Annotated in this window: 12 protein-coding genes; 1 reads left to right on the top strand and 11 read right to left on the bottom strand. The window is 70.8% G+C overall.

Annotated features, from left to right (window positions below; translation table 11 throughout):
- Positions 1–25 precede the first annotated feature (25 nt).
- Genes AC07RM_RS17555 through AC07RM_RS17520 form a run of 8 tightly spaced genes read right to left on the bottom strand, consistent with a single transcriptional unit; the run spans position 26 to position 7,611 of the window.
- On the bottom strand, positions 26–1,402 hold the full coding sequence (locus tag AC07RM_RS17555; protein WP_495335336.1) for an amidase: 1,377 nt from the start codon (positions 1,400–1,402) through the stop codon (positions 26–28).
- Between the two features lie 21 nt (positions 1,403–1,423).
- Positions 1,424–2,185 carry an SDR family NAD(P)-dependent oxidoreductase gene (locus tag AC07RM_RS17550; protein ID WP_495335335.1) on the bottom strand — a complete coding sequence of 254 codons (762 nt, stop codon included), beginning with the start codon at positions 2,183–2,185 and terminating at the stop codon, positions 1,424–1,426.
- Positions 2,186–2,195: 10 nt separating this feature from the next.
- Positions 2,196–2,966: an SDR family NAD(P)-dependent oxidoreductase gene (locus AC07RM_RS17545; protein WP_495335334.1), complete on the bottom strand. Its 771-nt coding sequence runs from the start codon at positions 2,964–2,966 to the stop codon at positions 2,196–2,198.
- A complete protein-coding gene (locus AC07RM_RS17540) occupies positions 2,963–3,787 on the bottom strand; it encodes a polysaccharide deacetylase family protein (RefSeq protein ID WP_479671982.1) in 825 nt (274 codons plus the stop codon). The genes AC07RM_RS17545 and AC07RM_RS17540 overlap by 4 nt, the downstream gene beginning before the upstream one ends.
- Before the next feature lie 33 nt (positions 3,788–3,820).
- Positions 3,821–4,621: an ABC transporter permease gene (locus AC07RM_RS17535; RefSeq protein ID WP_296778607.1), complete on the bottom strand. Its 801-nt coding sequence runs from the start codon at positions 4,619–4,621 to the stop codon at positions 3,821–3,823.
- A complete protein-coding gene (locus AC07RM_RS17530; protein ID WP_057589639.1) occupies positions 4,618–5,469 on the bottom strand; it encodes an ABC transporter permease in 852 nt (283 codons plus the stop codon). Before AC07RM_RS17530 ends, AC07RM_RS17535 begins: the two co-directional genes overlap by 4 nt.
- A complete protein-coding gene (locus AC07RM_RS17525) occupies positions 5,466–6,551 on the bottom strand; it encodes an ABC transporter ATP-binding protein (protein ID WP_495335333.1) in 1,086 nt (361 codons plus the stop codon). Before AC07RM_RS17525 ends, AC07RM_RS17530 begins: the two co-directional genes overlap by 4 nt.
- A 34-nt stretch (positions 6,552–6,585) precedes the next feature.
- Positions 6,586–7,611 (bottom strand): ABC transporter substrate-binding protein, encoded by a 1,026-nt coding sequence (locus tag AC07RM_RS17520; RefSeq protein WP_093343319.1) that lies wholly within the window; start codon positions 7,609–7,611, stop codon positions 6,586–6,588.
- A 170-nt stretch (positions 7,612–7,781) separates the two neighbouring features.
- On the opposite strand from AC07RM_RS17520, the gene AC07RM_RS17515 reads away from it, so the two are divergent.
- Positions 7,782–8,396 carry a MarR family winged helix-turn-helix transcriptional regulator gene (locus AC07RM_RS17515; protein WP_093343321.1) on the top strand — a complete coding sequence of 205 codons (615 nt, stop codon included), beginning with the start codon at positions 7,782–7,784 and terminating at the stop codon, positions 8,394–8,396.
- A 4-nt stretch (positions 8,397–8,400) separates the two neighbouring features.
- Here the strand turns inward: AC07RM_RS17515 and AC07RM_RS17510 are convergent, their stop codons facing one another.
- From AC07RM_RS17510 to fhuE, 3 genes are all read right to left on the bottom strand, one after another.
- Positions 8,401–9,852, bottom strand: a complete 1,452-nt coding sequence (locus AC07RM_RS17510; protein WP_495335332.1) for an HD domain-containing phosphohydrolase — start codon at positions 9,850–9,852, stop codon at positions 8,401–8,403.
- A 76-nt stretch (positions 9,853–9,928) separates the two neighbouring features.
- Positions 9,929–10,723, bottom strand: coding sequence for an alpha/beta fold hydrolase (locus AC07RM_RS17505; RefSeq protein WP_296778620.1), 795 nt, complete (start codon positions 10,721–10,723; stop codon positions 9,929–9,931).
- 100 nt (positions 10,724–10,823) lie between these two features.
- Positions 10,824–13,298 (bottom strand): ferric-rhodotorulic acid/ferric-coprogen receptor FhuE, encoded by a 2,475-nt coding sequence (gene fhuE / locus AC07RM_RS17500; protein ID WP_495335331.1) that lies wholly within the window; start codon positions 13,296–13,298, stop codon positions 10,824–10,826.
- Positions 13,299–13,328 lie beyond the last annotated feature (30 nt).

Genomic DNA, 13,328 nt, shown 5'->3' with positions numbered 1-13,328 from the left:
CTCGCGGTGAAAGAAAGGGGATCGCTCAACCGAGCGCCTGCTCGACCAGCGCTGCGACATCGAGCAGATAGTGGTCGTCGTACCAGCGGCCCACGAGCTGCAGCCCGATCGGCAGGCCGATGGCGCTGCAGCCGCAGGGCATCGACAGCGCGGGATGGCCCGTGAGGTTCATCGGATAGGTGTAGGGATACCAGGCGCCGCGCACCGTGCCCGCGGGCCGGCCGGCGATCTCGATCTCGCCGCTCACGTCCATGTCGATGGGCAGCGGCGGCGCCGACAGCGTGGGCGACACCAGCACGTCGAAGCGTTCGAACAGCGCCTGCAGCTCGTTGAAGCAACGCGTCTTGGCGAAGGTGGCCTCGTGCAGGTCGACGGCCGTGTGGCGGCGGCCCTTTTGCACCGCATCGATCAGCGAGGCATCGAGCCGGTTGCCGAAGCGCTCGAGGTTGGCGCCCACGCGCGCGGCCAGCAGCGACTGCAGCACGACCAGGAAATGCTTCTCGAGCGAGACGAAGTCGAGCTGCACGGTCTCGACGATGGCGCCCTCGCGCGCCATCGCCTGCACGGCGGCACCGGCGATGGCCTCCACCTCGGGATCGACGCGATTGCCCGCGCTCGGCAGCCAGGCCACGCGCAGCCCGCGCAGCGAGACCGGCGCGGCACGGCGCGGCGGCGCACTGCCCGCGCCCCAGGGATCGCGCGCATCGAAGCCCGCGATGGCCTCGAACAGCAGCCGGGTGTCGGCCACGTCGCGCGCCATCGGGCCGGTGAAGGAGTTGGCCGAATAGAGGTCAGGGGCCTGCAGGTGCGGCACCACGCCGAGCGTGGCCTTGAGGCCGACGATGCCGCAGCAGGCCGCGGGAATGCGGATCGAGCCGCCGCCGTCGGTGCCCAGCGCCAGCGGTCCCATGCCGGCCGCCACCGCGGCAGCGGCGCCGCTGCTCGAGGCGCCGGGCGTGTAGGCCGGGTTGATGGGGTTCAGCGTGCGGCCGAACAGCGGTGCCGTCGGCACCTGCTTGTGGCCGAACTCGGGCGTGAGGGTCTTGCCGATCAGGATCGCACCGGCCGCCTTGGCGCGTGCCACGGCCACCGCGTCGTCCTTGGGCACGAAGTCCTCGTGAATCGCCGAGCCCATGGTGGTGCGCACGCCGGCCGTCAGCGTCAGGTCCTTCACGGAATAGGGAATGCCATGCAGCGGGCCCAGCGGCTCGCCGGCCATCACGGCTGCTTCCGCGCGGCGCGCGGCGGCCAGCGCCTGGTCGGCGGTCACGGTGATGAAGGCGTTGATCTCGCGGCGCGCCTCGATGCGCGCGAGCGCGGCCTGCACGATCTCCACCGGCGAGGCTTCCTTGCGCCGCACCAGCGCGGCCAGCGCCACGGCGCCGTGGTCCATCAGATCCATGGTCGTTCCTCGAAGTCGGAGTCAGAGCATCCAGCGGCCGCCGTCGATCAGCAGCGTCTGGCCGGTGATGAAGCGGGCGTCGTCGCCCGCCAGGAAGGCCACGGCCGTGGCCACGTCGCGTGGCGTGCCGATGAAGCCCGCGGGCGTGTCGGCCACGATGCGCGCGAGCACCTCGGGGTCGAGCCTGTCGTGCGCGCGGGTGCGGATCGCGCCGGGGCACACGGCATTGACCGTGACGCCATGCGGCGCGAGCTCGCGTGCCAGCGAGCGCGTGAAACCCACCACGCCCATCTTGGCGGCCGCGTAGTCGGCCAGGCCCACGTCGCCGACGAAGGCCGCGTCGGTGCTCATGTTGACGATGCGGCCGAAGCCGCGCGCCTTCATGCCGGGCGCCACGCGTCGCGAGGCGCGCATGGCGGTGAGCAGCGAGACCTCGAGCACGAAGCGCCAGACCTCCTCCCGCGATTCGACGAAGGGCGCGCCGCGTTCGCGCGCGCTCTGGCCGACGTTGTTGAACAGGATGTCGACCGGGCCGAAGGCCGATTCCACGCCGTCGAAGAAGGCCGAGACCACCGCCGCATCGGTGCAGTCGCCGCTCACGCGCAGGCAGCGCGAGGCCAGGCCGGGCGTGACGCCGTCGCCGGCCAGTTGCGCGTCGAGCGGCGCGCAGTCGAGGTCGAGCACCGCGACGCGCGCGCCCCGCCCCAGGAACTCCATCACCGCGGCGGCACCGATGCCCTGCCCGCCCCCGGTGACCACCGCCACGCGCCGGTCGAATGTCATCGCGGGCCTTTCAGTGGAAGGTGCGGCCGCCATCGACGGCGAGCGCGGTGCCGGTGATGTAGCTGGCGCCGGGGCCGCTGAGGTAGAGCACGGCCTCGGCCACCTCCTCGGGCGCGGCGATGCGGCCCAGTGCGTAACGCTCGCGGATCTCGGCCAGCGCGCGCTCGGGATCGTCGGCGTTCTCGTAGCTGGTGCGGAACAGCGGCGTGTCGATCGCGCCCGGGCAGACCGCGTTGACGCGGATGCCGTCGGCCGCGGTCTCGATGGCGAGCGACTTGCCGAACATGATGACCGCGGCCTTGCTCGCGCAGTAGGCGGTGCGGTTGGGCAGCGGCCGCAGGCCGGCGCCCGAGGCGATGTTGACGATGCTGCCGCCACCGGCCGCGCGCAGGTGCGGCAGCGCGGCGCGGCACACCAGCATCGGCCCGGTGAGGTTGACGGCCAGCACGCGCGCCCATTCCTCGTCGCTGGTGGTCTCGAGCGATTTCAGCGCATCGATGCCGGCCGAGTTGACCAGCGCGTCGACGCCGCCCAGCCATTGCGCGGCGCGGTCCACCGCGGTGCGCACGGCCGGCGCATCGCTCACGTCGCATTCGAGCGCCAGCGCCGCCTCGCCGAGCAGGCGCACGGCGTCGGCGAGCGCGGCCGTGTCGCGGTCGAGCAGCGCCACGCGCGCGCCGCGCGCCACCGCCATGCGCGCGACCGCGAGGCCGATGCCGCTGGCACCGCCGCTCACGATCAGCTGGCGCGGCGCCGCCGGATTGGCAGCGATGGCGTTCATGCGGCCACCGCGGCCTGCAGGCGCGGGCGCATGTCGTCGGAGATGCGGTCGCAGCGGTCGATCCACACGTCGGAATGCGCGAGCGCGTGTTCGATCAGGCCCTCGAGCACCTTGAGCCGCGAGGGCTGGCCGATGATCTGCGGGTGCATGCCGACCATCATCATGCGGTCCTCGGCATGCAGCACGTCGAACTCGCTCTTCCAGGCCTCGAGCGCGGCCGAGGGCGCCTGCAGGGTGCGGCCCGGCAGCGTGATCGAGTACTGGAAGAAGGGCGCGTCGTCGAGCACCCAGCGGAACGGCAGCTCGACGATGTCGGTGCGCTGGCCGCCGATCTCGAGCAGGTAGGGCGAGTCGTCGTCGAAGAAGTTCGAGGAGTAGTCGAAGCCGTACTCCTTGATGAGGTCGAGCGTGATGGCGCTGAACTCGGCCGCGGGCGAACGCCAGCCGCGCGGGCGGGCGCCGGTCAGGCGGGTCAACACCTCGAGGCCCTTCTCCATCTCCTCGCGCTCCTCCTCGGGCGTGAGGCCGACGATCCAGCGGTGGCTGTAGCTGTGGTGCGCCACCTCGTGGCCGCGGTCGATCACCTCGCGCATCAGCTCGGGATGCTTCTCGGCCACCTCGCCCGGCACGAAGAAGGTGGAGTGGATGCCGTAGCGCTCCAGCAGCTTGAGGATGCGCGGCATGCCGACCTTCCAGCCGTAGGCGCCCTGCGACATCAGGATCGGCCGCTGCGCGTTGGCGGGATCGCGGCCGGTCCACATGGTCTCGGCGTCGAGGTCGAAGGTCAGCATGAGCGGGAAGCCTTTGCTCGTGGTGGGCATCGCGAAGTCCTGGGGAAGAAGAGGAAGAAGGGTCTAGACGTGCTTGTGGAAGCCGGTCCAGCGTTCGGCCAGCAGCAGCACGATGCCGGTGGCCACGATCAGCAGGGTGGAGACCGCGGCGACGCTCGGGTCGACGCCCTGCTCCACCGAGGTGAAGATCTTCACCGGCAAGGTGGTCTGGCTCGCCGAGAGCAGGAACACCGACACCGGCACGTTGTCGAGCGAGGTGATGAAGGCGAACAGGCCGCCGGCCACGAGGCCGGGCTTGACCAGCGGCAGGGTGACGAGCCGGAAGCTCGTGAAGCCGTCGGCGCCGAGCACGCGCGCCGCGTCTTCCAGCGACTCGTCGACCGCCGCCAGGCTGCCGAGGCTGGCGCGCACCACGTAGGGCACGGTGATGACCACGTGCGCGAGCCACAGGCCCAGCGAGTTGCCGCGCAGGCCGGTCATCGTGTAGTACTGCAGCAGCGCCACGCCGAGCACCACCGAGGGCAGCACCAGCGGCGCCATGAACAGCGAGGTCAGCGCGGCCGCGCCCGGCACCATGCGGCGGTGGATCGCATAGGCGGCGATCAGGCCGAGCACCAGCGCGGCGGCGGTCGAGGCGGCGGCGAGCCAGAGGCTGGTCCAGGCGGCCGAGAGGTATTCGGGATCGCGCAGCACCACCTCGAACCAGTGCAGGGTCAGGCCCTTGGGCGGAATCGTGAGGTAGGCGGTCTTGCTGAAGGCCGCGAGCACCACCACCAGCACCGGGATCTGCAGGAACACGACCACCGCGATGGCGGTGGCGGCGAGGCCCAGGCCCTGGCGCTGCGTTTCGGTCGACGTGCTCATGCCTGGCCTCCCCAGCGCTTGAGCAGCCGGCTCGACAGCGCGATCACGGCCAGCGTGAGCGCGGTCAGCACGAAGGACATGGCGGCGCCGGCCGGCCAGTCGAGCGTCTGCAGGAAGTCGTCGTAGATCAGCGTGGCCATCACCTTGTAGGTGGCGCCGCCGAGCATGCGCGGCGTGACCAGCGCGCTGATGGTCAGCACGAACACCAGGATCGAACCCGAGAGGATGCCGGGCGCGCTCATCGGCAGCGTGATCGACCAGAACACGCGCAGCCGGCTCGCGGCCAGGGTGTAGGCGGCCGACTGCACGTCCTTCGGGATCGCCTGGATCGCCGGCACCAGCATCAGCACCATGAAAGGCAGGAAGATGTGCGACATGCCGACCAGCAGCCCGAACAGGTTGAACATCATGCGGATCGGGCGCTCGATCAGGCCGATGTCGATCAGCAGGTTGTTGATGAGGCCGCGGTTGGCCAGCAGCGCGATCCAGCCGAAGGAGCGCACCACGAGGTTGAGCAGCATCGGGAAGATCACGAGCATGGTCAGCGCGAGCCGCATGCGCGGGCCCGCGTTGGCGATGTAGTAGGCCAGCGGATAGCCGAGCACGAGGCAGATCGCGGTGACGCCGAAGCCCAGCACCAGCGTGCGCAGCACCACCTCGCGGTAGTACTCGTCGGTGAGGATGCTGGTGTAGTTGGCCAGCGTCCAGCCGCTGGCGATGCCGCTGCCGGGCACGTAGGGATGCAGGCTCAGCGGCACCATCAGCAGCACCGGCGCGACGAAGGCCAGCAGCAGCACCAGCAGCAGGGGCGAGGCCAGCAAGGCGCCGGCGGTGTGGCGCGATCTCATGCCGCGGCGTTCACGTAGACATGGCGCGGATCGATCGCCACGCCGACCGGCGCGCCGACCTCGAGGCCGGCATGCGGGCCGTTGGTGGCGGCCTCGGCGATCAGCTCGATGCCGCCGAGGGCCAGCAAGTACTGCACGCGCGAACCGACGAAGGAGCGCATCGCGACGCGGGCCTCGTAGCGCGGCAGGTTCGCGGCGTCGGAGGAATCCTGCGCGCCGAGGAAGCGGATGTCCTCCTGGCGCACGACCACGTCGACCGCGGCGCCATCGGCGATGCCCTCGGCCTGGGCCACGGCGAGCACCGGGCCGTCGCGCAGTTGCACGGTGGCCGCGGCACCGCCAGCGCGCGCGAGCTTGCCGCCGAGCCGGTTGGGCCGGCCCATGAAGCTCGCGACGAAGCCCGTGGCCGGGCGGTGGTAGATGGCCTCGGGCGTGTCGAACTGCTGCACCACGCCATGGGCCAGCACGCAGACCCGGTCGGACATCGACATCGCCTCGCCCTGGTCGTGGGTGACGAACAGCGTGGTGATGCCGACCTCGCGCTGCAGCCGCTTGAGCTCGATCTGCATCTCGTCGCGCAGCGCGGCGTCGAGGTTGGACAGCGGCTCGTCGAACAGCAGGATGCTCGGGCGCGGCGCGATCGAGCGCGCCACCGCCACGCGCTGCTGCTGGCCGCCCGAGAGCTGGCGCGGCAGCCGGTCGCCCAGCGCCGAGAGCCGCACGCTGGCCAGCGCCTGCTCGACGCGGCGCGTGAGCTCCGCGCCCTGCACGCCCTGGCGGCGCAGGCCGAAGGCGACGTTCTCGAACACGCTCATGTGCGGGAACAGCGCATAGGACTGGAACACCAGGCCGATGTTGCGCTTGTTGGTGGGCAGCGCGGTGACGTCGCGGCCGTCGATCAGGATGCGGCCGCCCGTGGGCTCGATCAGGCCCGCCACCATGCGCAGCACCGTGGTCTTGCCGCAGCCCGAGGGGCCGAGCAGCGAGATGAATTCGCCGTCGTTGACCGACAGCGAGACCGAGGAGGCGGCGACGTGTCCGGGGTAGCGCTTCTCGAGGCGCTCCAGCGTGAGTGCGGGCATTGGGCGTACGGGATCGTGGGAACGGCGGCGGCGCTCAGCGCGCGACTTCGCGCTGCCAGCGGCGGGTCCACTCAGGCATGGACTTCGCGACCTGCTCGGGATCGGGCAGCCAGAGCTTGTCGAAGGTCTCCTTGTACGGAACGATCTTCGCGGCCTTGTCGCTGAGCTTGACCTGGGTGTTGACCGGGCCCGCGTACTTGCGCTCGGCGAAGCAGGCCTGGCCTTCCTTCGACAGCACCTCGTCGATGTACTTGAGCGCGAGCGCCGGCGACTTCGCGCCCTTGGGAATCACCAGCGCGGGCAGGATGCCGACCGCGCCTTCCTTCGGATAGACGATCGCGAGCGGCAGGCCCTTGTCGATGGCCGAGCCCGCGCGGTCGGGGTACCAGACGGCGGCGGCGATCTCCTGGCGCTCGAACAGCGAGACGATCTGGTCGGCCTGCGTATAGAGCGTGACCGAGGCCTTGGCGATCGGCTTCACGGCCGCGAAGCCGGCGTCCATGTTGCTCAGCTCGCCGCCCTTCATGCGGTTGAGCGCCATCAGGAACTGCGAGCCCGAGGTGCCGCTGATGTCGCCGATGGCGAGGCGGCCGTCGTACTCGGGTTTGGCGAGATCGGCCCAGGAAGTGGGCGGGGTCTTGATCTGCTTGGTGTCGTAGACGATGACCGTGGCGCCCGTCATGAACACGATGTACTGGCCGTCCTTGTCGAGCGCGCGCGGCGAGATGTCGGCGGCATTCGCGAGCCTGGACTTGTCGATGGTCTCGAGCAGCTTCTCGTTCTTGAGCTGCGCCGCGAGCGAGTTGTCGATGTAGACCACGTCGAAGTCGGACTTGCCGCCGGTCGCGCGAATGGCCGCGGCGAACTGCGAGGAGCTGCCGAGCTTGAGCGCCACCTTGGCGCCGGTCTTCTTCTCGAACGAGGCGATGTGGCAGGTCTTCGAGTCGTCGGCGAAGGAGCCGCCGAAGATGCCGACCACCAGCTCCTCGGCGTGCAGCGCACCCGACATCAGCAAGGAGGCAAAGCCCAGGGACAGGCAACGTGCGAGCGCGGTTTTCATGGAAGCGACTCCTGTGAGAGCGAAGGCTGGAGGGGATCGAAGCGCGATGCGATTCACTTTATCTTTTGCAAAAGATAAACGCAAGGCATTTAAGATAGGTACCAACCCGCTGCCGCGCGATGCACCAAGACGCATCGCGAACGCACGCAAATCGCCATCGAAAGGACGCCATGCAGCACAAGGACGATGCATCGAAGAGCCCGCCGCGACCCCGCGGTGCCAAGGCGCGCGAAGCGCTCGAGGTTCCCGCGCCCGAGGCCTTGCAACCCGCGACCGGCGGCGACCTGGTCGAGCGCGGCATCCGGCAGTGGCGCACCGAGCGGCCCGACATCGACAGCAGCGGCAAGGCGGTGGTCGGCCGGCTGCTGCGGCTCGAGGAGGTGGTGCTGCGCACCATCAACGCGGTGCTGCAGCCCTTCGGCATCAAGTACCAGGAGTACGCGGTGCTCGCGACCCTGCGCGTGGCCGGCGCGCCCTACCGGCTGTCGCCCTCGCGGCTGCAGAGCACGCTGCTGTTCACCTCGGGCGGGTTGTCGAACCTGCTCAAGCGGCTCGAGCAGGAAGGGCTGGTCAAGCGCTCGATCCATCCCGACGACGGCCGCGGCGTGCTGGTGAAGCTCACGGCCAAGGGCATGCGGCTGGCCGACGAGACGATGCCCAAGCACGCCGCCGCCGAGCTGCATCTGCTGCGCATGTTCGACACCGGCCAGCGCGAGGCGCTCGCCGGCCTGCTGAGCCAGATGATGACGGGCAACGCGCCCGAGACCGGCCCCGAGCCGGGCTGAAACCTCAGAGCAGACCGAGCGTCATCGCCTTCAGGGTCGCGGCCGCGCGCGTGGTGCAGCCGAGCTTGCGGAAGATGTTCTCGAGGTGCGCGCGCACCGTGCTCGGGCTGATGCCGAGCGTGCGCGCCGCCTCCTTGTTGCTCTCGCCGAGGCTGATGCGGCCCAGCACCTCGACCTCGCGCGACGAGAGCAAGGCATTGGCTTCGCCCTCCGCGGCGGGCGTCTTCGCGGCCACCGATTCGCGCCCCGTCAATGCAGCGACGGCGGCCGCATCGAGCCGGCCCTGCTCCGCCTCGCGACGCAGCTGCGCTTCCGCCTCCGCGGCCGCCAGCGCGGGCCGGCCCGGCGCGCCCGTGTGCAGCAGCACCCAGTGCACCGCCGCGGCCAGCACGCGTTCGGCCGTGCCGATCGCCGCGCCCTTCACGCCGCGGAAGAAGCCCGAGCCATCGAGCCGCTCGTCGACGAAGGAAGCGATCTCGGCCTCGGTCCGCAAGGCCTCGATGCGGCGCGCGGCGCGTTCGGTCCAGTAGGGCACGAGGCGCAGCCGCTCCTTGTCGGCCTCGCTGCGCAACTTCGGCGAATCCCAGACCGCGTTCGGCACCGAGGCACGGCCGATGCCGTGGATCAGCGCGGCGCGCCGCACCTGCTCGCAGGCCGCGGCATCGAGCCCCAGGCCCGCGGCGCAGGCGGCGGCCGCTTCGGCCACGCGGCGCGAGAAGCCGGTCATCCACGGCATCTTGAGATCGATCACGTCGGCGATCAGCTCGAGCGGTGCCACCGCGTCGCGCAGCGCGCCCTCGGGCGCCTGCAGGTCGGCCGCGGCGCCCTGGTCGAGCGCATGCAGCCAGTCGACCGCGTGCTGCTGCGCGACCTGCACCAGCGCCGCGGGATAGCGCCCATCGGCGCGCTCGGCGATCTGGCGCAGCGCGCTCTGCAGGCCATGCGTGCGCGAGAAGATCTCGAGATCGCCCGCGAGCGTGGCCAGGTACACCGCCTCCGGAATATGCGGCGCGGCCAGGCCCGCCGGTTTGCCGCTGCCGTCGAAGTTCTCGAACATGTGGCGCAGCGGCCGCTCGACCGCCTCGGGCAGGCCGAGGAAGCGCGCGATCTCGCCCGACACCTCGCAATGGATCTCGGCCAGCGAGCCGACCGTGCCCGCGAAGGCCGCGGCCTCGCGCGCCGAAGCGGTCGCGAGCATCGCGCGGCGTCCGCCGACGTCGTCGCCGAGCAGGTCGGAGAACTCGGGCGCGTTGGCGGTGCAGCCCGACCAGCGCAGCAGCGCGACGCAGGCCGCGTGGCCCTGCGCCGCATCGTCCCGGCCCATGGCCTGCGCCAGCCGCGCGGCGATCCACGCCACGCGCGCCGAATGGTCGATGGGCTGGCCCATGCTGAGGTCGCCGACGAAGGCGAGCGCCTTGATGGCATCGAAGAGCGGAACGTGGGCGGAGGACTGCAAGGCGAAGGATCCGGTGAAAGACGACGGCACGGCGTGCCGGCCGCGAACGAACGCGGCGCGGCACGCGGCCGGCACCTTACTTCGACTGGCGCACGGCGTCCAGGATCACCTCGGCCACCTTCGCGGGCTGCGCCTGCTGCGGCACGTGGCTGGTGTTCAGCGTGGTCACGTGCGCGCCGATGCGCTTGGCCATGTCGCGCTGCAGCGCGGGCTGGATCATGTGGTCGGCGCTGCTGACGATGTACCACGAGGGCTTGGTCTTCCAGGCGGCGGCCGACACCTTCTGCTCGAAGGCCTTGGCCTGGATCGGGCCCTGCGTCACGGCCATCACGCGCGTGGTGGCGGCCGGCAGGTCCTGCGCGAAGTGCTTGCTCATGCCCTCGGGCGTGAGGCGCAGGAAGCCCGAGGCATCGGCCGCGATGTGTGCGAAGCCGGGCGGCGCGGGATAGTCCTTGCCGAGCTCGCCCGAGTTCTGGCCCGCGTCGGGCGCGAAGGCCGCCACGTAGACCAGCGAGGCGACCTTGTCGTTGCCGCCGGCCTCGGTGATCACGGTACCGCCCCACGAGTGGCCGACCAGCACCACCTTGCCGGGCTGGGCGTCGATGGCGCGCTTGGCGGCGGCCACGTCGTCCTCCAGCGAGGTCAGCGGGTTCTGCACCGAGACGACATTGACGCCCTTGGCCTGCAGCAGCGGGATCACCTTGGCCCAGTCGGAACCATCGGCGAAGGCGCCGTGCACCAGCACCACGCTGGGCGATGCGTTGGCGGCGGCGGCCGCGGCCGGGCCCGCCGCGCTGGCGGCCGTGACGGAGAACGAGAGGCCGACGGCGAGGGCGGCGGCGGCGAGTTGGAGGCGTTGGAAGTGCTTCATGAGAGGGTCTTGGCAAGGGAGTGACGGGAGCCGCTACTGTCGGCCGCGGCGCCTTTTCGCGCCATTGGACGAATGTCCGATCGCCCCCTCCCCGCCCCCCTCAGAACTTGTAGTTCAGCGTCGCCACCGCATGGCGCGGCGTGCCCGCGAAGGCCTGCCCGTCGATGTTGACGTTGTAGCGCTTGTCGAACAGGTTCTCGATGTTGAGCTGCAGCGACAGCCGCGGCGAGACCGCGTAGCGCGCCATCAGGCTGAAGACGGCGCGCGAGCCCTGCGTGTAGCGCATGTCGACGTCGCCCACGCTGAACGGGTAGTACACGCGGTTCTGCCAGTTGACGCCGCCGCCGACCGTGAGCTGGTGCCAGCGGCCCGGCAGCCGGTAGGTGGTGAACAGCGTGGCCAGCGTGGTCGGCATCGAGGGGTTGATGCGGTCGCCGCTGCCCTCGCGCCCGAGCGTGCGCGCGATGCCCGCGTTGACCTGCCAGCCCTCGGCCAGCTCGCCCGACAGCTGCAGCTCGATGCCCTTGGTGACGACGCCGCGCGCGCCGTAGTAGGCGCCATCGGTCGAGCCGGGCACGAGGCGGGTGCCGTCGCGCTGCGCCACGTTCTCCTGCTCGGAGCGGAACAGCGCGAGCGAGCTGTTCAGCCTGCCGTTCAGGTGCTCGCCCTTGAGGCCGATCTCGTAGCTCTTGCCGGTCACCGGGTCGAGGTACCTGCCGCTGGTGTCGCGGTAGTTCTGCGGCTGGAAGATGTCGGTGTAGCTCGCATAGGCCGAGTAGTGCTCGCCCAGGTCGTAGATCAGGCCCGCATAGGGCGTCAGCACTTCGTGGCGGCGCGTGGTCCGGTCGTCGGCCGTGAGGCGGGTGGCACGCCAGTCGTTCTGGCGCGCGCCGAGGATGAACTTGAGCGAATCGGTGACCGAGAAGCGCGCGGCGCCGTAGTAGCCGGTCTGGCGCAGCTTGTCGATGCCCGACACCTCGAGCTGGCCCCAGCTCGGCTCGGGATAGCCGCCGTTCCAGAGGTAGAAATTGCCGACCTCGGGCAGCGCGCTCAGTCGCACGTGGTTGGCCTGCACGTAGCGCGACTGGGTGTTGCTCAGGCCCAGCATCAGCTCGTGCTGGCGCCCCAGCAGCTCGAACGGGCCGGTGGCCTGCAGGTCGAGGCTGTTCTGGCGGAATTCGTGCTCGAAGTAGCCAGGCAGCGAGCCCAGCCCCGTGCCGGTGAGGCGGTCGAGGTCGCCGAACAGGTAGAGCAGCTTGGCGTTCTGCTTGCTCTGGCGATGCGAGACATTGGCCTTGAGCTTCCAGCCGTTGCCGAAGGCATGCGTGAGGTTCGCGAACAGCGTGGTGTTGGTCGCGTCCCAGTGGGTCCAGGGCGTGCCGATGCTCTTCGAAGCAGCCCAGTTCGCGGGGCCACCGTCACCGAAGGTCAGCGGCAGGCCGCCCCAGGTCGACCCGTTCGGGCGGCTGGCCTGGGAGTCGATGCCCACGCTCAGCGAGGTGGCGGGCGTGAGGTCGGCATCGACCACGCCGTACAGCACGTGCTTGCGGCCGTGGTAGCGCTCGAGGAAGGAGTCGCGGTCCTCGGTCATGCCGATGACACGGGCGCGCACACGGCCGTCCTCGGTCAGCGGGGTCGAGAGGTCGATGGTGGCGCGGCGCAGGTTCCACGAGCCCAGCGCGAGCGAGGCGCTGCCGGCGAACACCTTGCTGTCGGCATGCTTGCGCACCAGGTTGACCGAGGCCGAGGGATTGCCGGCGCCGGTCAGCAGGCCGGTCGAGCCGCGCACGATCTCGATGCGGTCGTACAGCACCGGGTCGTTGTTGGAGGCGCCGAAGAAGTCGGTGGTGACCGTGGTCGGCACGCCGTCGTACTGGTAGTTGTCGATGTAGAAGCCGCGCGCGTAGAGGTCGGTGCGGTCGCTGTCGGAGCTGACCGCGAACACGCCGGTGACGCTCTTCATGGCCTGCCCGAGCGAGAGCAGGTTCTGGTCCTCGATCTGCTGGCGCGTGAGCACGGTGACCGACTGCGGCGTTTCGCGCGGCGACAGCGCCAGGCCGGTGGCCGCGGCGGTGGCGCGCGTGGTGTACGAGCCGGTGCCTTCGGTGGTGCCGCTGCGGTCGGCCTCGGCCGTGACGGTGACCGGTGCCAGCGTGCCGATGCCGGTCTGCGCGCCGGTGGCGGCATCGGCACCCGCTGCGCGCCGGCCCAGCGTGTAGCTGCCGTCGCTGCGCGCCACCAGCTGCAGGCCGCTGCCCGCGAGCAGGCGCTCGATGGCCTCGCGCGCGGTGTAGCGGCCCGAGACCGCGGGGCTGCTGCGTCCTTGCGTCAGCGCGGGGTCGAAGGACAGCGCGATGCCATTGCCGACCGCGAAGCTGGCGAGCGTGCGGCCCAGCGGGCCGGCGGGAATGTCGTAGGCCCGGGGCACCGCGGCATCGAGCGGCGAAGGTTCGGCCGCCAGGGCCGGCGGCGCGGCCAGCCCGGCGAGGGCGAGCGCCATCAGCGCGTGGCGCAGGGCGGCGGAGAAGCGGCGCTCCGCGCTGGCGCGCGGAACGGACGGACGGGATGCGGACATGGAAACGGGCCTTTCGGTTGGCAACGGTGG

It is taken from the genome of Variovorax sp. GW821-FHT09B05, assembly GCF_059418265.1.
Note: the sequence above shows the minus strand (reverse complement) of the source record. Positions and strands in the feature narration are given on the sequence as shown.

What these genes read in the sequence shown, in the direction of transcription:
- AC07RM_RS17555 (WP_495335336.1), bottom strand. Translation starts at nt 1,402, where the DNA reads ATGGATCTGATGGACCACGGCGCCGTGGCGCTGGCCGCGCTGGTGCGG.
- AC07RM_RS17550 (WP_495335335.1), bottom strand. Translation starts at nt 2,185, where the DNA reads ATGACATTCGACCGGCGCGTGGCGGTGGTCACCGGGGGCGGGCAGGGC.
- AC07RM_RS17545 (WP_495335334.1), bottom strand. Translation starts at nt 2,966, where the DNA reads ATGAACGCCATCGCTGCCAATCCGGCGGCGCCGCGCCAGCTGATCGTG.
- AC07RM_RS17540 (WP_479671982.1), bottom strand. Translation starts at nt 3,787, where the DNA reads ATGCCCACCACGAGCAAAGGCTTCCCGCTCATGCTGACCTTCGACCTC.
- AC07RM_RS17535 (WP_296778607.1), bottom strand. Translation starts at nt 4,621, where the DNA reads ATGAGCACGTCGACCGAAACGCAGCGCCAGGGCCTGGGCCTCGCCGCC.
- AC07RM_RS17530 (WP_057589639.1), bottom strand. Translation starts at nt 5,469, where the DNA reads ATGAGATCGCGCCACACCGCCGGCGCCTTGCTGGCCTCGCCCCTGCTG.
- AC07RM_RS17525 (WP_495335333.1), bottom strand. Translation starts at nt 6,551, where the DNA reads ATGCCCGCACTCACGCTGGAGCGCCTCGAGAAGCGCTACCCCGGACAC.
- AC07RM_RS17520 (WP_093343319.1), bottom strand. Translation starts at nt 7,611, where the DNA reads ATGAAAACCGCGCTCGCACGTTGCCTGTCCCTGGGCTTTGCCTCCTTG.
- AC07RM_RS17515 (WP_093343321.1), top strand. Translation starts at nt 7,782, where the DNA reads ATGCAGCACAAGGACGATGCATCGAAGAGCCCGCCGCGACCCCGCGGT.
- AC07RM_RS17505 (WP_296778620.1), bottom strand. Translation starts at nt 10,723, where the DNA reads ATGAAGCACTTCCAACGCCTCCAACTCGCCGCCGCCGCCCTCGCCGTC.
- fhuE (WP_495335331.1), bottom strand. Translation starts at nt 13,298, where the DNA reads ATGTCCGCATCCCGTCCGTCCGTTCCGCGCGCCAGCGCGGAGCGCCGC.